Source organism: Nocardioides pinisoli (genome assembly GCF_024199985.1).
GTDB lineage: Bacteria > Actinomycetota > Actinomycetes > Propionibacteriales > Nocardioidaceae > Nocardioides > Nocardioides pinisoli.
This window is the reverse complement of sequence record NZ_JANARS010000007.1, coordinates 234,345-253,378: the sequence shown is the minus strand read 5'-3', so window position 1 is coordinate 253,378 and position 19,034 is coordinate 234,345. Positions and strand designations below refer to the sequence as shown.

General features: G+C 72.5%; 16 protein-coding genes and 1 riboswitch. Of the genes, 6 read left to right on the top strand and 10 right to left on the bottom strand.

The genetic code is table 11. The annotated features are described in order from the left end of the window. Positions 1-119: 119 nt before the first annotated feature. Positions 120-2,333 (bottom strand): NADP-dependent isocitrate dehydrogenase, encoded by a 2,214-nt coding sequence (locus NCI01_RS17175; RefSeq protein WP_254182711.1) that lies wholly within the window; start codon positions 2,331-2,333, stop codon positions 120-122. Positions 2,334-2,504: 171 nt separating this feature from the next. On the opposite strand from NCI01_RS17175, the gene NCI01_RS17170 reads away from it, so the two are divergent. Continuing rightward, entirely contained in the window at positions 2,505-3,638 is a 1,134-nt protein-coding gene (locus tag NCI01_RS17170) for an aquaporin (RefSeq protein ID WP_254182710.1), read from the top strand. Between the two features lie 3 nt (positions 3,639-3,641). Here the strand turns inward: NCI01_RS17170 and NCI01_RS17165 are convergent, their stop codons facing one another. Continuing rightward, entirely contained in the window at positions 3,642-4,340 is a 699-nt protein-coding gene (locus tag NCI01_RS17165) for a hypothetical protein (protein WP_254182709.1), read from the bottom strand. Between the two features lie 105 nt (positions 4,341-4,445). Between NCI01_RS17165 and NCI01_RS17160 the strand changes: the two genes are divergently transcribed. Continuing rightward, positions 4,446-5,435 (top strand): malate dehydrogenase, encoded by a 990-nt coding sequence (locus NCI01_RS17160; protein WP_254182708.1) that lies wholly within the window; start codon positions 4,446-4,448, stop codon positions 5,433-5,435. A 114-nt stretch (positions 5,436-5,549) separates the two neighbouring features. Here the strand turns inward: NCI01_RS17160 and NCI01_RS17155 are convergent, their stop codons facing one another. From NCI01_RS17155 to NCI01_RS17130, 6 genes are all read right to left on the bottom strand, one after another. Continuing rightward, positions 5,550-5,921, bottom strand: coding sequence for a DUF3017 domain-containing protein (locus NCI01_RS17155; RefSeq protein ID WP_254182707.1), 372 nt, complete (start codon positions 5,919-5,921; stop codon positions 5,550-5,552). 1 nt (position 5,922) lies between these two features. After that, a complete protein-coding gene (locus NCI01_RS17150; RefSeq protein ID WP_254182706.1) occupies positions 5,923-6,771 on the bottom strand; it encodes a bifunctional methylenetetrahydrofolate dehydrogenase/methenyltetrahydrofolate cyclohydrolase in 849 nt (282 codons plus the stop codon). Positions 6,772-6,797: 26 nt separating this feature from the next. Further along, positions 6,798-8,378 carry a bifunctional phosphoribosylaminoimidazolecarboxamide formyltransferase/IMP cyclohydrolase gene (gene purH, locus NCI01_RS17145; protein WP_254182705.1) on the bottom strand — a complete coding sequence of 527 codons (1,581 nt, stop codon included), beginning with the start codon at positions 8,376-8,378 and terminating at the stop codon, positions 6,798-6,800. A gap of 37 nt (positions 8,379-8,415) precedes the next feature. Further along, positions 8,416-8,494, bottom strand: a riboswitch (ZMP/ZTP riboswitch). Position 8,495: 1 nt separating this feature from the next. Next, positions 8,496-9,113: a phosphoribosylglycinamide formyltransferase gene (gene purN / locus NCI01_RS17140; protein WP_254182704.1), complete on the bottom strand. Its 618-nt coding sequence runs from the start codon at positions 9,111-9,113 to the stop codon at positions 8,496-8,498. A gap of 9 nt (positions 9,114-9,122) precedes the next feature. Then, on the bottom strand, positions 9,123-10,244 hold the full coding sequence (locus NCI01_RS17135; RefSeq protein ID WP_254182703.1) for a YibE/F family protein: 1,122 nt from the start codon (positions 10,242-10,244) through the stop codon (positions 9,123-9,125). A 71-nt stretch (positions 10,245-10,315) separates the two neighbouring features. Next, on the bottom strand, positions 10,316-11,614 hold the full coding sequence (locus NCI01_RS17130; RefSeq protein WP_254182702.1) for a cell division protein PerM: 1,299 nt from the start codon (positions 11,612-11,614) through the stop codon (positions 10,316-10,318). A 124-nt stretch (positions 11,615-11,738) separates the two neighbouring features. Here NCI01_RS17130 and NCI01_RS17125 point away from each other — a divergent pair, with 124 nt between their 5' ends. From NCI01_RS17125 to NCI01_RS17115, 3 genes are read left to right on the top strand one after another with little or no spacing between them, the layout of a single operon-like run. Continuing rightward, positions 11,739-13,637 carry a SigE family RNA polymerase sigma factor gene (locus tag NCI01_RS17125; RefSeq protein ID WP_254182701.1) on the top strand — a complete coding sequence of 633 codons (1,899 nt, stop codon included), beginning with the start codon at positions 11,739-11,741 and terminating at the stop codon, positions 13,635-13,637. 57 nt (positions 13,638-13,694) lie between these two features. Continuing rightward, entirely contained in the window at positions 13,695-15,140 is a 1,446-nt protein-coding gene (locus tag NCI01_RS17120; RefSeq protein ID WP_254182700.1) for a hypothetical protein, read from the top strand. A 4-nt stretch (positions 15,141-15,144) separates the two neighbouring features. Beyond that, positions 15,145-15,369 (top strand): hypothetical protein, encoded by a 225-nt coding sequence (locus tag NCI01_RS17115; RefSeq protein ID WP_254182699.1) that lies wholly within the window; start codon positions 15,145-15,147, stop codon positions 15,367-15,369. A 3-nt stretch (positions 15,370-15,372) separates the two neighbouring features. Here the strand turns inward: NCI01_RS17115 and sucD are convergent, their stop codons facing one another. Together sucD and sucC are read right to left on the bottom strand one after the other, a co-directional pair. Further along, positions 15,373-16,254, bottom strand: a complete 882-nt coding sequence (sucD, locus tag NCI01_RS17110) for a succinate--CoA ligase subunit alpha (RefSeq protein WP_254182698.1) — start codon at positions 16,252-16,254, stop codon at positions 15,373-15,375. A 17-nt stretch (positions 16,255-16,271) separates the two neighbouring features. Then, positions 16,272-17,441 carry an ADP-forming succinate--CoA ligase subunit beta gene (gene sucC, locus NCI01_RS17105; protein ID WP_254182697.1) on the bottom strand — a complete coding sequence of 390 codons (1,170 nt, stop codon included), beginning with the start codon at positions 17,439-17,441 and terminating at the stop codon, positions 16,272-16,274. A gap of 127 nt (positions 17,442-17,568) precedes the next feature. On the opposite strand from sucC, the gene NCI01_RS17100 reads away from it, so the two are divergent. Next, complete coding sequence (locus tag NCI01_RS17100; RefSeq protein ID WP_254182696.1) at positions 17,569-18,903, top strand: cryptochrome/photolyase family protein; 1,335 nt, start codon at positions 17,569-17,571, stop codon at positions 18,901-18,903. Positions 18,904-19,034: the final 131 nt, after the last annotated feature.

The window sequence follows — 19,034 nt, the reverse complement described above, 5'->3', positions numbered from 1 at the left end:
CGTCGACAACGACACGCTGCGGCAGGGCAATGACACCACCAGGCCAAGACGAGGCGCCGCCAGCACACCCAGTGCCGGCGGCGCCTCACCCTGCACTCTTGACAACCGCGGACTACATATCAGACGAGCGAGGCGATGGCCTCGTTGAACGTCGTCGACGGGCGCATCACTGCCGCGGCCTTCTCGGGGTCGGGGCGGAAGTAGCCGCCGATGTCGGCCGGCTTGCCCTGCACCGCGAGCAGCTCGTCGACGATGGTCTGCTCGTTGTCGCGCAGCGAGGCGGCCAGCGCCGAGAACGCCTCCGCGAGGTCGGCGTCCTCGGTCTGCTTCGCCAGCTCCTCGGCCCAGTAGAGCGCGAGGTAGAAGTGCGAGCCCCTGTTGTCGATCGTGCCGAGCTTGCGGCCGGGCGAGCGGTCCTCGTTGAGGAACGTCTCGGTCGCGCGGTCGAGGGCGTCGCCGAGCAGCTTGGCGCGCTGGTTGTCGGCGTAGCCGGCGAGGTGCTCCAGCGAGGCGGCGAGAGCGAAGAACTCGCCCAGGCTGTCCCAGCGGAGGTAGTCCTCCTTGACGAGCTGCTGCACGTGCTTCGGCGCCGAGCCGCCGGCGCCGGTCTCGAAGAGGCCGCCGCCGTTCATCAGCGGGACGATCGAGAGCATCTTGGCGCTCGTGCCGAGCTCGAGGATCGGGAAGAGGTCGGTGTTGTAGTCGCGCAGCACGTTGCCGGTCACCGAGATGGTGTCCTCGCCCTTGCGGATCCGCTCGAGGGAGTACGTCGTCGCCTCCGCGGGCGCCATGATCGAGAGCTCGAGGCCCTCGGTGTCGTGGTCCTCGAGGTAGGCGTGCACCTTGGCGATGAGGTTGGCGTCGTGGGCGCGGGTCTCGTCGAGCCAGAAGACCGCGGGCGTCTCGCTGGCCCGGGCGCGGGTCACGGCGAGCTTGACCCAGTCGCGGATCGAGGCGTCCTTGGTCTGGCAGGCGCGCCAGATGTCACCGGCCTCGACGTCGTGCGACATCAGCACGTCGCCGGCGGCGTTGCGCACCTCGACCTTGCCGGCCGCGGGGATCTCGAACGTCTTGTCGTGCGAGCCGTACTCCTCGGCCGCCTTGGCCATCAGGCCGACGTTGGGCACCGAGCCCATCGTCGCCGGGTCGAGGGCGCCGTGGGTGCGGCAGTCGTCGATCGCGGCCTGGTAGACGCCGGCGTAGGACGAATCGGGGATGACAGCGAGGGTGTCCTGCTGCTTGCCCTCGGCGTTCCACATCTGACCCGACGTGCGGATCATCGCCGGCATCGAGGCGTCGATGATGACGTCGGAGGGCACGTGCAGGTTGGTGATGCCGCGGTCGGAGTCGACCATCGCGAGGGACGGGCCCTCGGCCAGGCCCTTCTCGAAGGCGGCCTTGATCTCGGCCCCGCCCTCGACCTTGTCGAGCCCGGAGAGGATGGCGCCGAGACCGTCGTTGGCGGACAGGCCGGCGGCGGCGAGCTGCTCGCCGTACTGGCTGAAGACGTCGGCGAAGTAGGCCCGCACGACGTGGCCGAAGATGATCGGGTCGGAGACCTTCATCATCGTGGCCTTGAGGTGGGCGGAGAAGAGGACGCCGTCGGCCTTGGCCTTCGCGACCTGCTGCTCGAGGAACTCGTCGAGCTTGGCGGCGCTCATGAAGGTCGCGTCGACGACCTCGCCGTCGAGGACCGCCAGGCCCTCCTTGAGCACCGTCTCGGTGCCGTCGCTGTCGACGTGCACGATGGAGAGGGTGTCGTCGCCGTCGATGACGACGGACTTCTCGTTGCTGCGGAAGTCGTCGTGGCCCATGGTGGCGACGGACGTCCTCGAGTCGCTGCTCCACTCGCCCATCGAGTGCGGGTGGGACCGGGCGTAGTTCTTCACCGACGCGGGCGCGCGGCGGTCGGAGTTGCCCTCGCGCAGCACCGGGTTGACCGCGGACCCCTTGACCTTGTCGTAGCGGGCGCGGGTCTCGCGCTCCTCGTCGGTCTGCGGGTTCTCGGGGTAGTCGGGCAGGTCGTAGCCCTGCGACTGCAGCTCGGCGATGGTCGCCTTGAGCTGCGGGATCGAGGCGGAGATGTTGGGCAGCTTGATGATGTTGGCCTCGGGCTTCGTCGCGAGCTCGCCGAGCTCGGCGAGGGCGTCGTCGAGGCGCTGCTCCTCGGTGAGCCGGTCGGGGAACTGCGCGATCACGCGGCCGGCCAGCGAGATGTCACGGGTCTCGACGTCCACACCGGCGGTCTTCGCGTAGGCGGCGATGATCGGCAGGAACGAGTACGTCGCGAGCAGCGGCGCCTCGTCGGTGTGGGTGTAGATGATCTTGGCCATAAGTACGACAGCTCCTGTAGATCGTGATCTGATCCGGGCATAACTCTTGACGTCAAGATACCTGACGCCGGGAGGCGGTTGCGACTCGCCTACCCTCGCACCCCTGCAACGGCGCCGCTAGAGTCGCGGTGGCCGCCGGGGGGCGGCCACCTGACTCTGGAGGAACTCGCGATGAGCGACACCGTCGAAGACACACCGACCACCGGGCAGAAGTTCACCGCAGAGGCGCTGGGCACCTTCGTGCTCGTCTTCTTCGGCTGCGGCGCCGCGGTCTACAGCGGCGGCGACATCGTCGCCACGGCGCTGGCCTTCGGCCTCACGGTCCTTGTGATGGCCTACGCTTTCGGCCGCGTCTCCGGTGGTCACTTCAACCCGGCCGTGACGTTGGGCGCCGTCCTCGGTGGCCGGCTCTCGTGGAACCAGGTCGGCATCTATATGGCCGCCCAGCTGCTCGGCGCCCTCCTCGCCGGCGCCGTCCTCTTCGGACTCGGCCACGGCTTCGAGGGCTTCGTGGCCGAGGGCAACATGGGCCAGAACTTCTACGGCGACCAGGGCTCCGGCTTCGCGTGGTGGGCCGCCCTGCTGCTCGAGGTGCTGATGACCGCGGTCTTCCTGTGGGTCATCCTCGCCGTCACCGACGCACGCAACGAGGTCAACGTCGCCCTCGGCCCGCTCGCGATCGGCCTGTCGCTCGCGATGCTCCACCTCCTCGCGATCCCGCTGACCGGCACGTCGGTCAACCCGGCCCGCTCGATCGGCGTCGGCGTCTTCGCCGGCACCGACGCCATCGTCCAGCTCTGGCTCTTCGTCGTCGCGCCGCTGCTCGGTGCGGCCATCGCCGGCCTCACCTACCCCGTCCTCTTCGGCCACGGTGCCGAGCCGGTCGCCGGCTCCGGCCTCAACTTCGGCGGCGGCCGGAAGGACCAGTACGTCCCGGGCAACTACGAGGCCCAGTGGAACCAGGGCCAGCCGGGCAGCTGGGGCCAGCCCGGCGCCGCGTGGGGTGCTCCCCCGCAGCAGCAGTGGGGCCAGCCCGGCCAGCAGCCCGACCCGGCCTACGGTGCGCCGCAGGCCCCGCCGCAGCAGCCGGGTCAGCCGGGCCAGTGGGGGCAGCCCGCGCCGCAGCAGCAGCCGCCGGCACAGCAGCCGGGCCAGCCCGGGCAGTGGGGCCAGCCCGCGCCGCAGCAGCAGCCCCCGACCCAGCAGCCGCAGCAGCCGGGCCAGCCGGGGCAGAGCGCGCCCGGCCACTGGGGCAACCCCGACGGTGACGACGACGGCCGCACGCAGGTGCGCCGGCCCGACTGACCTTTAGCCGGTGGCCTCGACCAGCTCGGCGGTCCAGCCGGCGTCGAGGTCCTCGAGCCCCACGAGGCCGACACCCTTCTCGTACACCGTGCGAGTGGTGGTGTCGGCCTCGTTGCGCAGCTGCACCAGCTCGCTGGACTGGTCCTCGATGGTGGCGCTCGCGCGCGGCAGGCCGGGGACGGCGTAGGACAGCCAGCCGTCGCCGAGACGCGGGTCGGCGGGCATCGCGAGCCCGGCCTCGGCGCCGTCGGCTGCCGCGCGCCAGGACGTGTCACCGACGTCGGCGCCGACCAGCCACACGTTGCCCGCCTCGTCCTGCGCGTAGAGGTGCGTCTCGACCGTGGTCGCGCCCGCGGTCGGGTCGGTCGTGGTCTCCACGGCCGTGGCGTCGAGGCCCGCGACCGGGACCGTGCGGTCGAGCACGTCCACCGCGATCCGGCCGGTCGTGCGGCCGTCCTCGGCCATGACGTAGGTCCAGCGCGTGCCGGGCTCGAGCGGCAGCCAGGGGTTGTCGACGCCCTCGGTGAAGTCGGCAGGTGTCGGGGTCGGCGTCGGGATGACGAGGCCGTTGATGCCCGGGGAGTCGTAGGGCGCGGGCTGGCCGACGCCCCCGCAGCCGGTGAGGCCGGCGGCACCGACAGCGAGGCCGGCCGCCAGGACCACCGCCCGCGGACGGCGTACGGCTCGGGGCCTCCTCGTCATGGGCGCCAGCATGCCAGCCGCAGACCAGCGGCCGACGGCGGATCGGGCGCTGCTAGCGTCAGCGGGACAGACCTCACCGACCTCATCTCGCGAGGAGAAGACACCGTGACCTCCGCTGAACCCCTCAAGGTCGCCGTCACCGGCGCCGCCGGCCAGATCGGCTACAGCCTGCTCTTCCGCCTCGCCAGCGGCGCGCTGGCGGCGGACCGCCCGATCGAGCTGCGACTGCTCGAGATCGAGCCCGCCCTCAAGGCGCTCGAGGGCGTCGTGATGGAGCTCGACGACTGCGCCTTCCCCCTGCTCGCGGGCGTGGAGATCGGCTCGGACGCCGAGAAGATCTTCGACGGCGTCAACCTCGCCCTCCTCGTCGGCGCCCGCCCGCGCGGCCCCGGCATGGAGCGTGGCGACCTGCTCTCGGCCAACGGTGCGATCTTCACCGCGCAGGGCAAGGCCCTCAACGCCGTCGCCGCCGACGACGTACGCATCGGGGTGACCGGCAACCCGGCCAACACCAACGCCCTCATCGCGATGACCAACGCCCCCGACATCCCGCGCGAGCGCTTCTCGGCGCTGACCCGCCTCGACCACAACCGCGCGATCAGCCAGCTGGCGGCCAAGACCGGCGCCAAGGTCACCGACATCAAGAAGATGACGATCTGGGGCAACCACTCCGCCACCCAGTACCCCGACCTCTTCCACGCCGAGGTCAACGGCCAGAACGCCGCCGAGCTCGTCGGCGACCAGGCCTGGCTCGAGGGCGACTTCATCCCGACCGTCGCCAAGCGCGGCGCCGCGATCATCGACGCGCGCGGCTCCTCCTCGGCCGCCTCGGCCGCGTCGGCCACGATCGACGCCGCCCGCGACTGGCTGTTCGGCTCGGCCCAGGACGACTGGGTGTCGATGGCGGTCGTGTCCAAGGGCGAGTACGACGTCCCCGAGGGCCTGATCTCGTCGTTCCCGGTCACCACCTCGGGTGGCGACTGGTCGATCGTCGAGGGCCTCGAGATCGACGACTTCTCCCGCGCCCGGATCGACGCCTCGACGGCCGAGCTCGCCGACGAGCGCAAGGCCGTGACGGAGCTCGGCCTCATCTGAGCCGAGTGGGCTCGTCCTGACGCCCGCACCCCGTCGAGTCGGCGCATCCTGACGCAGCACGCGTGAGGACGCGCCGGCTCGACGTCATTTCGGGCGCAGGACGCGCCGACTCGGCTAGAAGGCGCCCGGCTGGTCGGGGATCGAGCCGGCGAGGAAGATCAGCAACCCGCCGAGCACGATGAGCACGGCCGCGTCGAGCACCTTGTGGCGTACGGCGAGCATGCCGGCGTCGCGGCTGCGGAGCACCAGGCGCATGGCGGCGGCGAAGATCAGCGCCCCGCCCATCAACCGGATGCCGCTGCGCCACTCGCCGAGCGCCACGACGACCAGCGCCGCCGCGACGACGCCCAGGACGAGCAGGTAGAAGGCTCCCCCGATCGTCGAGGGGTAGCGGCGCGGCTCGTCGGGGTCGTCCGGCAGCGGCTCCGCCGAGACCGGTGGGACCGACTCGGGGGGCTCGACGGGCGGCTGGTCGGGATGGGCCATGTCAGGACCGGACGGACTTCTCGGCGATCTCGACGATGTTGGTCAGCAGCATCGCGCGCGTCATCGGACCGACGCCCTTCGGGTTGGGCGAGACCCAGCCGGCCACGTCCCACACGTCGGGGTGCACGTCACCGGTGACCTTGCCGTCCACGCGCGAGACGCCGACGTCGAGGACGGCCGCACCGGGCTTGACCATGTCGGCGGTGATGATGCCGGGCACGCCGGCGGCCGCGACCACGATGTCGGCCGTGCGCACGTGCGCGGCGAGGTCGCGCGTGCCGGTGTGGCAGAGCGTGACGGTGGCGTTCTCGGACCGGCGGGTCAGCAGCAGCCCGAGCGGGCGTCCGACGGTGATGCCACGGCCGACGACCACGACCTCCGCGCCGGCGATCTCGACGCCGTGGCGGCGCAGCAGCTCGATGGCACCCACCGGGGTGCAGGGCAGCGGACCGGCCTCGCCCAGCACGAGCTTGCCGAGGTTGACCGGGTGCAGCCCGTCGACGTCCTTGTCGGGGTCGACCCGCGAGAGCAAGGCGAACTCGTCGAGCCCGGTGGGCTGCTGGACGATGAACCCGGTGCAGGCGTCGTCGGCGTTGAGCTCGTCGATCACCGCCTCCACCTCGGCCTGGGTGGCCGTGGCGGGCAGGTCGCGGCGGATCGAGGTGATGCCGATCTCGGCGCAGTCCTTGTGCTTGGCGCCGACGTACCAGTGCGAGCCGGGGTCGTCGCCGACGAGGACGGTGCCCAGGCCGGGGACCACGCCCTGCTCGCGCAGCGCGGCGACGCGCTCGGCCAGCTCGGCCTTGATGGTCTTCAGCGTGGCTGCGCCGTCGAGGGTCTGTGCGGTCACGGGCTTCATCCTAGGGAGGCCGCTCATCAGTGGAAGAAGTGCCGCGCGCCGGTGAGGTACATCGTCACGCCGGCCGCCTCGCAGGCCGCGACGACCTCCGCGTCGCGGACCGAGCCACCGGGCTGGACGATCGCCTTCACGCCGGCGTCGATGAGGATCTGCGGGCCGTCGGCGAAGGGGAAGAAGGCGTCGGAGGCGGCGACCGCGGACGACGCCCGCTCCCCCGCGCGCTCGACGGCGAGGCGGCAGGAGTCGACGCGGTTGACCTGTCCCATCCCGACGCCGACCGAGGCGCCGCCGGAGGCGAGCAGGATCGCGTTGGACTTCACCGCCCGGCAGGCGCGCCAGGCGAACGCGAGGTCGGCGAGCACCTCCTCGGACGCGGCCTCTCCGGTCGCGAGCGTCCACGTCAACGGGTCGTCTCCCTCGGCCGAGATGACGTCGCGCTGCTGCAGCAGCAGCCCGCCCGAGATCGAGCGGGTCTCGGTGCCGCCGCGGGTGAGCGGCGGGCACTCGAGGATGCGGATGTTCTTCTTGGCCTGCAGGACCTCGACGGCGCCGTCCTCGTAGCCCGGCGCCACGATCACCTCGGTGAAGATCTCTGCGACCTGCTCGGCCATCGCGACGGAGACCGGCACGTTGGTGGCGATCACGCCGCCGAAGGCGCTGACGGGGTCGCACTCGTGGGCCTTGCGGTGGGCGGTAGCCACGTCGTCGCCGACGGCGATCCCGCAGGGGTTGGCGTGCTTGATGATGGCCACGGCCGGCTCGTCGAAGTCGTAGGCCGCCCGGCGGGCAGCGTCGGCGTCGACGTAGTTGTTGTAGGACATCTCCTTGCCGTGGTGCTGGGTGGCCTGGGCGAGGCCGGGCCCGCCGGGGAGGAAGCCGTTGCTGTAGAGCGCGGCGGACTGGTGAGGGTTCTCGCCGTAGCGCAGCACCGAGAGCTTGTCCCAGGTCGCGCCCATCCATGCCGGGAAGCCGGTGCCCTCGCTGGTGTCGGTGAGCACGTTGCCCATCCACGACGCCACGTGGACGTCATAGGTCGCGGTGTGCACGAACGCCTCGGCGGCGAGGCGCTGCCGCTCGGCCAGCGTGAACCCGCCGGCGGCGACCGCGGCCAGCACGGCGTCGTACGCCGCGGGCGAGGTGACGATCGCGACGCTCGGGTGGTTCTTGGCCGCGGCGCGCACCATCGACGGTCCGCCGATGTCGATCTGCTCGACGCACTCGTCGGGGCCGGCGCCCGAGGCGACGGTCTGGGTGAAGGGGTAGAGGTTGCTGACCACGAGGTCGAACGGCTGCACGCCGAGCTCCTCGAGCTGCGCGACGTGGGAGTCGAGGCGACGGTCGGCGAGGATCCCGGCGTGGACCCGCGGGTGCAGCGTCTTGACCCGGCCGTCGAGGCACTCGGGGAAGCCGGTGAGGTCCTCCACCTTGGTGACGGGCAGGCCGAGCGACTCGATCAGCGCGGCCGAGCCGCCGGTGGAGACGAGCTCGACCCCGGCCTCGTGGAGGCCGCGGACCAGGTCGTCGAGACCGGCCTTGTCGTAGACGGAGACCAGGGCGCGGCGGATCGGGACGCGGTGCTCAGGGGCGGAGGGGGACACGGGACTCCTCGGACTCAATCGAGATCGTTGACGAGATCGGGGGCACCCAGGCGTTCGATGCGTCCCCGGCGTCACTCCCTGGTGGTGGCCCACCTGCGCCAGTCGTGTGGCTGCAGACTACCGAGCGCCGGCGCCGATGCGAACCCGGCGGCCGTCGACGGTGATCCCGTCGCGTGCGATGCGGCCGACGGCGTCGACGAGCATCGCGCGCTCGGCGGTTTTGATGCGCTCGTGGAGCGAGGCGACGTCGTCGTCGTCGGCCACCTCGACCGGCACCTGCGCCACGATCGGGCCGGTGTCGACGCCCGCGTCGACCACGAACAGGGTCGCGCCGGTGACCTTGACGCCGTGCTCGAGGGCATCGCGCGGGCCGTGCATGCCGGGGAACGCCGGGCAGAGCGCCGGGTGGGTGTTGAGGGTGAGGAACCGGTCGAGGAACTCGGGGGCGAGCAGCTTCATGAAGCCGGCCGAGACCACGAGGTCGGGCTCGAAGCGCTCCACCACCGTCGTCAGCGAGGCGTCCCAGCCCTCGCGGGTCTCGAAGTCCGACACCTTCCTCACGAAGGTGGGGATCCCGGCGCGCTCCGCGCGGGCGAGGCCCTCGATGTCCTCGCGGTCGGCGCCGACGGCGACCACCCGGGCGCCGTACGCCGGATCGGCGCAGGCGTCGAGCAGGGCCTGCAGGTTGGTGCCGGATCCCGAGACGAGGACGACGAGGCGGGTGGGCTGGTGCACGCGGCGAGTCTAGGCGCGGTGGGAGGGACCCGACGCCGCTGTCCGGTCCCGCACCAGCCGGCCCGCCACCACCGCCGCGATCAGGGTGGTGACCGGCACCGCGGCGACGATGCCGAGCCCGCCCACGAGACCGCGGACCACCTCCTGCGCCACGATCTCCTGGCTGACCGCAATCCCGAAGGGCAGCGACAGGGCCGAGAAGACCAGCATCAGCGGCAGCGTGGCGCCGACGTAGGCGAGCACGAGGGTGTTGACGGTGGAGGCGACGTGCGAGCGCCCGATGCGCATCGCCCGGGTGAAGAGCGAGCGCGTGCTGGCGTCGGGGTCGACGTCGGCGAGCTCCCACACGGCCCAGGTCTGGGTGACGGTGACGTCGTCGAGGACGCCGAGCGCGCCGATGACCAGCCCTGCCAGCAGCAGCCCGCGGAGGTCGACCTGCGCGGCGATGCCGGAGATGTACTGGCTGCCCTCGTCGACCAGCCCGGTGAAGTGCCCGACGCGGGTGAACACCCAGCCGAGCCCGCCGATCACCAGCAGCGAGACCAGGGTGCCGAGCATCGCCACGGTCGAGCGCACGGTGAAGCCGTGCGAGAGGTAGAGCGTGACGAGCATGATCGCGGACGCGGTGGTGACCGCGACGAGCAGTGGCGAGGAGCCCTCCATGATCGCGGGCAGCATGAAGACCGCGATGAGGACCAGGGAGTAGGCGAGGCTGGCGAGCGCCCCGATCCCGCGCCATCGCGACAGCGCGAGGACGCCCACCGCGAAGAGGATCAGGAGCACGAGCAGCGGCGGGCCGCGGTCGAAGTCCTGGAAGGCGTACTGCTCCCCGTCGGGCGCCTGCTCGGTGAACGAGACGATGATCCGGTCGCCCGCCACGACGTCCGGGGCCTGCGAGCCGTAGGGCAGCAGCGCCTCCGCCGTGCCGGGGGCGCCGGGGCCGCTCAGCAGCTCGACCTGCGCGAGCTGGCAGCCCTCGACCGCCTGGCGGCAGGGGCCGATCGACTGCACCTCCGCGGTGCCGCGCTGCACGTCCACGCCCGGCCCGCTGATCTCCAGGTCGCCGTCGGGCCACAGCACGAAGAGGCCGACGAGCGTCGCCAGCACGAGCGGCCCCACCACGGCCGCCATCAGCACCCTGATCTGCCGCGGTGCCGGCCCCAGCGGGGGACGCTCACCGTGGCTGTGTCCAGCCCCCACGATCAGCCCTCGGTGCGGATGTCGGTGTCCGCGCCGGCACCGGGTGCCGGGTCGGACGGGAGGGCCCGGGCGGCACGCCAGGCCAGCCAGGTCAGCACGGAGGCGCCGAGGAGCGCGCCGATGCCGCACGCCGTGACCGCGTGGACGAGGACGTCGCGGGTGAAGGGACCCACGAAGCGCATCCGGCCGGGGCCGGCAGCGCCGCCGGACAGCGAGGCGAGCACCGCGAACCCGACGCCGGCCGCGAGCCCGCCGCCGCACCCGGCGAGCGCGATCCGGTCCCAGCTCAGGAGGCGGCCACGGAGCGTGCGGTGGGTCGTCACGGCGGCGACGAGCGGCGGGAGCACCATCAGCGCACCCACCCAGCCGGCCGGGGTGCCGACCGACGGGAGCGCGGCGAGCAGCGGGACGACCGGCAGCGGGCCGAGGACGACCGCACCGGGCGAGACGAGGGTGGCGCCGCCGACCGCGAACCCCGGGCCCAGCAGCCACGAGCCGGAGAACAGGGCGGCGTTGGGCGCGAAGGCCGCGTTGACGAGGGTGTAGAGGCCGGCCTCCGACGGGCTGGGGTGCAGCCGCGCGGTCATGGTGGCGGCGTCGTCGAAGGAGGCGACGAGGGCGACGACGAAGACGACGGCCGAGACGGCGAGCAGCCGGGCGAGCACCGCGCCCGCGACGGCGGCGCCCGCTCGCACCGAGGCGGGCAGGAAGGCTGCCCAGATCGCGGCGCGGCCCGACCCGATGGCGATGGCGGGGGCGGCGACGAAGGCCGTCAGCAGCAGGGTCCAGCCGAGCACCCGGGGCAGCGACGGGTCGGCGGTCGTGCCGGCGGCGAGGGTCGCGACCACCACGGCCACGACGGCGTAGGCCGCGAAGAAGAGGGCGACGGCGGTCGGCACGGTGAGGTCGCGCTCGCCGTCGGAGATCCGGTCGGCGTCGGGGCCGTGCCCGGAGATCGAGTCGCCGACGCGGTGGCCGAGCCGCCACATCGACCAGGCGGCGATCGCCGTGATCCCGAGGGGGACGATCGTGATCCGCGCGCCCATGACGGTGACGCCGGAGCCGTGCCCGGCCAGCCAGGCGAGGGCACCCACCTGCATGCCGTCGCGGGGTGCGCCGTGCACGCCGGCGTCGGTGGCGAACCAGCCGATGACGCCGATCGCGAGCAGCACCACGAGCGGGCCCAGCGCCGCGAGCGCTCCGCCCAGGGTGGCGATCAGCACGAGCGGTCGGGGCCGGGCAGCGTCGGTCCGCCCGTTGTCGTGTCGGGACCGGTCGGGTCGGGTGAGGAGCGACGTCATATCTGCCCCATCATCACCCGCTCGTCGCGGCAGATCGCGCTGCCACGCCGCCTGCGCCGACCGCGCGGGGAGCCGGGGGGAGGGATGTGCGTCGCACGGCCCCCTCCCGTACCGTGGAGCGGTCATGAGGAGCCCCGAGACCTTCGACGCCTACTACGTCGAGACCCGCACCCGCCTCCTGCACGAGGCCTATGCCCTCACCGGGGACGCGCCGGCCTCGCGGGCCGCCGTCCGCGACGCCTTCGTGGTCGCGTGGCACCGCTGGCGCAAGGTCGGGCAGCTCGAGGACCGCGACGGATACGTCCGTCCCCTCGCCCTCAGCCGGGCCCGACGACGCCACACCGCCCGGATCTGGCACCGCGACAAGTCGCTCGACCCCGAGGTGCGCAGCACCCTCGAGGCGCTGTCCAAGCTCACCAGCCGCCAGCGCGAGCTGCTCGTGCTCAACGGCCTCTCGGCGCTCTCGCTCGGCGAGGTGGCCCGCACGGTGGGCCTGCCCCGTGCCGACGCCGAGCGGGAGCTGCAGACGGCGAGCTCCCAGTTCTCCCTGCACCGCGACGCCCCGACGACCGACATCCCGCGCCTGCTCCACGCGCTCGCCGGCCCGCTCGAGGACATCCGCTGGCCGCGAGCCACGGTCATCCGCCGGTCCGGCGCCGCGCGACGTCGTACCCACACCGTCATCGGCGCCGGCCTCGCCACCGCCGCCCTGCTCGCCTCCGGCTCCCTCGTCGCCACCGGCGCCGGAGCCGAGCCCACCAGCCTGGCCGAGGAGAAGGTCACCGCCGGGGTCACCGTGCACGCGCCGGTCGCCGACGAGGCGGGCGAGGAGATGATCAGCGGCGACTCGCTCCTCTCCCCCGCCCAGCTCGCCCGGTTCGGGACGGGGCTCGACTGGACCGAGACCGCCACCACCGACAACCTCTCCGGTGACGGCCTCCTCGCGCCGTGCCAGCGGGAGCGGTTCGCCGACCCCGACGGCATCACGGCGGTGGCCCGCACGTGGGAGGGCACCGAGACCCGCGTCGAGAAGAGGACGGTGGGCAAGGGCGACCGGCAGCGCACCCGCAAGCGCAAGGTCGCCGACGTCCGGTCGACGGCCGTCGAGATGGTCGAGATGTCGCGCAACGCCCGTCAGGCGGCACGGGGCTTCGAGACGGCCTCGCTGTGGTTCGCCGGGTGCATCGACCCCCGCACCCAGCTGATGGACACCCGCACCGTCAAGCGCGTCGGCGACGAGGCGCGCACCTTCCGCTTCCGGTCCTGGGGCAAGCAGCCGGCCACCCTCACCGTCGGCATGGCCCGCACGGGCAGCCTCGTCGTCACCCAGGTGGTGCGCAGCATCGGCCGGGCCGTCCCGGACAAGGCGGTGCTGACCGGGCTGTCCGCCGCCGTCAACGGCGTCTGCGGCGCCGAGGGCGCCGGCACCTGCGCCGGCCGGGCGACCTCGCGCGCCAGCGCCCCGCTTGCGATCGGTACGCCGCCCGGGCTGCTGTCGGTGGTCGACCTGCCGCCCGTCTCGGCCGTGCGCGGCCCGTGGGTCGGCACCGAGCCCGAGAAGGCGCGCACCAACTACGCCGCCACCCGCTGCGACCGCACCACCTTCCAGGGCAAGGGCATCAGCCGGGCCCTGACCCGCACCTTCGTCTTCCCCGAGACCCCCGACGCCTCCCAGCTCGGCCTCACCCAGATCGTCGGCGCGATGCAGCCGGACCGGGCCGGCACCTTCGTCGACCAGGTCCGCGACCGCGTCCGCGAGTGCGGCCGCGCCAACCTGGGCACCAGCGTCACCGAGCTGGCCTCGAGCTCGTCGAAGGCAGCCGACCTGAGCGTGTGGGCGCTGACCTTCGAGATCAACGACAGCCAGTCGTTCCCGTTCCTGATGGCGATCGTGCGCGACGGCGGGGCCGTCTCCCAGCTCGGTTTCGCCCCCGACCGCAACATGACGATGTCGCGCTCCGACTTCGTCGCACTCGCCCGGCGGGTGGCCCAGCGGCTCGGACCGCTCGACTCCTCGCGCTGACGCAACCTTTTCGCCCGTCGGGGTGTCTCATCGGGCATGAGGCACCGCTCACGGCACGTGACCGCCGCTGTGGCGTGCGCCCTCGTGCTCGCCGCGTGCGCGGACCGGTCGTCGGACCAGGCGGCCTCCGGCGGCTCGTCGGACGGCGTCGTCGCCGCGGCGAGCGACGGGTCGACCCTCGGCACCGCGATCCCGGATGACTTCCCGCTGTCCGAGGGCATGGGTGGCCCCGCGGACGCCGTCCCCACCTCCCGCACCGGCACCGGCCTGCGCGACCTCGAGCTGTGCGGCACTTCCCCGCTGCGCGGACTGGGCACGCGCGACCGGATGGTCGCCGACACCAGCGGGGGCGAGTCCGCCGACACCCGCGAGCTGCTGGTCCTGGGCTCCCCCGAGGACGCCGTCCGCCTCGCGGACCGGCTCGCCGGCCTCGTCTCGGACTGCGCCGAGCCGGACACCCGCCGTGACGTGGAGACCCGCACCGAGGTGCTCCCCTCACCCTTCGGCGCCGGCCCGGCCACCACCCTGCTGCAGACCTACAGCGTCGACGGCGAGCCCGACGAAGGTGCGACCGTCGTCCACGTCGTACCGGTCGGCGCCGCGGTGCTCGTCAGCTCGACCTACGGCCGGTGGTCCTCCGACGGCGTCCGGGAGGCGGTCGACGCCACCGTCGCGCCGCTGCGCACGACCGTCGCGGCGCTGACGGTGTTCGGCGAGACGCCGACGCCGACGTCCACGCCGTCGCCCGGTGAACCCCCGTCCGAGTCGCCGTCCGAGTCGCCCTCGGAGTCCCCCAGCGAGTCGCCCTCGGCACCGTCACCGTCCTCACCCGCGCCGACGTCCCCGCCGCCGACTGCACCCACCGAGCCCACGGGGACGCCGGAGCCCACCGAGCCCACCGGGACGCCCGAGCCCAGCGAGGCGCCCGAGCCGACCGAGATCCCGGCCGACTTCCCGCTGCTGGCCGGGTGGCCCGAGGACTCGGCTGCCGAGCCCGGGGCGGACAACGGCCGACAGGGCCCGACCCGCGGTGCCGCCGCCCTCGAGCTCCGGGCCTGCGACGAGGTGTGGCGCGAGCCCGAGCACGTCGACCGGCTGAGCGCCGCGTGGGTCGACGTCGAGGACTACCGCCACCGCCAGCTGACGACGTACGCGCGCGCTGCGACTGCCGCCGCGGCCGTCGAGGACCTGGTGGAGCAGCAGCGGGCGTGCCCGAGCGAGCCGGCGGGCGACGACGGCTACGCGACGACCCGCGAGGTGCGCCCGGTCGCGCTGGGCGCCGACGCGTGGGCGCTGCTCGAGCGCGACACGTTCGAGGGCAGTCCGTCGGCGTTCGGCTCGAGCACGTTGGTCGTCCGCGTCGGACGGGCGGTGCTGGTCGTGCGCCACGAGGGGCACGCCGGCTACCCGGACGGCGACGGTCAGCGGCAGGTCGAGGCGATGGCCTCGCAGGCCACCGAGGCGGTTTCGAAGATGTGCGAGCTCACGAGAACGGGGTGCTAGAACCATGTCCATTCCATCGACGCTGGCCAGCGCGGCGTGCCCGACGCTGCCGTCACCGCGGCGGCACTCCGCCGTCGCCCCCGTGCGCCTCCTCGGCGCCCACGTCGTGTGGCGGCTGCTGTGGGAGGCGCACCCGCCCGTCCGCCACGACCGTCACGCGAAATCCACGACGGCCCCGCAGGTGGACCTGCGAGGCCGTCTGGAGGACGTCAGCGACGAGAGCGACTGAGGCCTAGAGCTGGTTGAGGATCTCCCGCATCAGCTCGGCGGTCTCCGACGGCGTCTTGCCGACCTTGACCCCGGCGGCCTCGAGGGCCTCCTTCTTCGCCTGGGCGGTGCCCGACGAGCCCGACACGATGGCGCCGGCGTGGCCCATGGTCTTGCCCTCGGGGGCGGTGAAGCCGGCGACGTAGCCGACGACCGGCTTGGTCACGTGCTCCTTGATGTAGGCGGCCGCACGCTCCTCGGCGTCGCCACCGATCTCGCCGATCATCACGATCGCCTTGGTCTCCGGGTCGTTCTCGAAGGCCTCGAGGGCGTCGATGTGGGTGGTGCCGATGATCGGGTCGCCGCCGATGCCGATGGCGGTGGTGAAGCCGTAGTCCTTCAGCTCGTACATCATCTGGTAGGTCAGCGTGCCCGACTTCGACACCAGGCCGACCGGGCCCTTGCCCGCGATGGTGTGCGGCGTGATGCCGGCCAGCGACTCCTCCGGCGTGATGATGCCCGGGCAGTTGGGGCCGATCATCCGGGTCGACTTGCCCTCGAGGTAGGCCACGACCTCGGCGGTGTCGAGGACCGGGACGCCCTCGGTGATCACCACGAGGAGCGGGATCTCGGCGTCGATCGCCTCGATGCAGGCGTCCTTGGTGAACGCCGGCGGCACGAAGGCGACGGACACGTCGGCGCCGGTCTCCTTCATCGCCTCCTCGACGGTCCCGTAGACCGGGAGCTCCTTGCCACCGAGCTCGACGGTGGTGCCGGCCTTGCGGGCGTTGACGCCGCCGACGATGTTGGCGCCGGACTCGACCATGAGGGTGGTGTGCTTGGCACCCATGCCGCCCGTCATGCCCTGGACGATGATCTTGCTGTCCTTGTTGAGGTAGATGCTCATCTGTTCAGTTCTCTCTCTCAGGCCTGGTGGGCGAGCTCGGCGGCCTTATCGGCCGCGCCGTCCATCGTGTCGACCTGGGTGACCAGCGGGTGGTTGAGCTCGTCGAGGATGCGGCGACCCTCGTCGACGTTGTTGCCGTCGAGGCGGACGACGAGCGGCTTGGAGGCCTCGTCGCCGAGGATCTCGAGCGCACCCTTGATGCCGTTGGCGACCTCGTCGCAGGCGGTGATGCCGCCGAAGACGTTGACGAAGACGCTCTTCACCTGGGGGTCGCCCAGGATGATGTGCAGCCCGTCGGCCATCACCTGCGCGTTGGCGCCGCCACCGATGTCGAGGAAGTTGGCGGGCTTGACACCGCCGTGGTCCTCACCGGCGTACGCCACGACGTCGAGGGTCGACATGACCAGGCCCGCGCCGTTGCCGATGATGCCGACCTGGCCGTCGAGCTTGACGTAGTTGAGGCCCTTGTCCTTGGCGGCCGCCTCGAGCGGGTCCTCCTCGTCGCGGATCTCGAACTGCTCGTGGTCGGGGTGCCGCACCTCGGACGCGTTGGCGTCCAGCGACACCTTGCCGTCGAGCGCCTCGAGCTTGTCGCCCTCGAGCCGCGCCAGCGGGTTGACCTCGACGAGGGTGGCGTCCTCCTCGACGTAGACCTTCCACAGCTTCTGCACCATCTCGATGGCCTGGTCGCGCAGCTCGGCGGGGAACTTGGCGTCGTCGACGATCTCGGCGGCCTTCTCCGGGGTCACGCCCTCGATGGCGTTGATCGGGGTCTGGCGCACGGCGTCGGGGTTGGTCTTGGCGACCTCCTCGATCTCCACGCCGCCCTCGACCGAGGCGATGCACAGGTGCGAGCGGTTGGAGCGGTCGAGCAGGAAGGAGAAGTAGTACTCCTCCACCGGCGGGGTGGCCGGCGTGACCAGGACGCGGTTGACGCGCAGGCCCTTGATCTCCATGCCGATGATGTCGCGGGCGTAGGACTCGGCCTCGTCGGCGGTCTTGGCGATCTTCACGCCGCCCGCCTTGCCGCGTCCGCCGGCCTTGACCTGCGCCTTGACGACGGTCACGCCGCCCATCTCCTCGGCGGCCGCACGCGCGGCCTCCGGGGTCTCGGCGACGACACCCAACGTGGTCGCTACTCCATGCTTGGCGAAGAGCTCCTTCGCCTGAAATTCCATCAGGTCCACGAGAGTGACCAGTCCTTTTCGTATGCGAGCAAGGGGGATTACCTCTCGGCACCCTAGACCTCCGGAGCGGGGTGGCACGAGGTCGGGTGAGCGTGGTGGTGCTCACGCCGGGGCTACGTTGAGGAGCATGTCGACCCCGAAGCCCGACACGAGCTCAGCGGTGATGTGGTTCCGACGCGACCTCCGGGTGCGCGACAACCCTGCCCTCCGCGCCGCGCTCGACGAGGGATCCGTGACCGCGCTCTTCGTCGTCGACCCGGCCATCTGGGCCACCGCCGGACCGGCCCGCCGGGCGTGGCTGGCCGCCAACGTGCTGTCCCTCGCCGAGCGGATCCCGCTGAGCATCCACCACGGCGACCCCCGGGACGTCGTACCGCGGGTGGCCGACGGTCGGCGCGTGCACGTCGCGGCCGAGACCACGCCCTACGGACGCCGACGCGACGAGGCGGTGGGCGAGCGGGTCGAGCTCGTCGCCACCGGGTCGCCGTACGCCGTCGGGCCGGGGCTGGTCCGCAACGGCAGCGGCGACCCCTACCAGGTGTTCAGCGCCTTCGCCCGCGCGTGGCGCGAGCACGGCTGGTCGGACCCGGCGCCGACGCCCCGCTCCCCCGACCTGGCGCCGGCCGACTCGCACCAGCGCGCGGTCGACCTGCTCGAGGAGGCGGTCGCCGACGCACCGTTCGAGCTGCCCGGAGCCGGGGAGGACGCCGCGTGGCGACGCTGGCGGGACTTCCGCGACCAGGGCCTGCGGGCCTACCCCGACGAGAGGAACCGGCCGGACCACGACGGCACCTCGCGGCTCTCCCCCTACCTCCACCTCGGGGTGCTGCACCCGCGCTCGCTCCTCGCGGAGGTCCCCCACACGTCGACGTACGCCACCGAGCTGGCCTGGCGCGAGTTCTACGCCGACGTCCTGTGGCACACGCCGTCCTCGGCGTGGACCGACCTCAAGCCCGCGCTGAGGGGCATGAGGTACGACGACCCCGAGGACGCGATCGAGGCGTGGCGCACCGGCACCACGGGCTTCCCGATCGTCGACGCCGGGATGCGCCAGCTCCTGCACACCGGGTGGATGCACAACCGGGTGCGGATGATCACCGCCTCCTTCCTCACCAAGGACCTCCACGTGTGGTGGCCGGTGGGGGCGCGCCACTTCCTCGACCTGCTCATCGACGGTGACGTGGCCTCCAACAACCACGGCTGGCAGTGGGTGGCCGGCACCGGGACGGACGCCTCTCCCTACTTCCGCGTCTTCAACCCGGTCACGCAGGGGCTGAAGTTCGACCCGCAGGGCGACTACGTACGCCGCTGGGTGCCCGAGCTGGAGCACCTGCCGGGCAAGGCGGCCCACGAGCCGTGGAAGTCGGACGTCGGCTACGAGCGGGACTACCCACTGCGCATCGTCGACCACGCCGACGAGCGGCAGGAGGCGCTCGCGCGCTACCAGGCCGCACGTGGCTGAGAGCCGCGTCACCCGAACGCGTCCGTTTATCGACCACTGAGCGGGGTAAGTGAACTTATTTGGTCGAGGGTTGCACTTCCCCGTGATCCTTCCGTTACAGTCGTGCGCGGTCTAGCCGACCCGACCCCCCT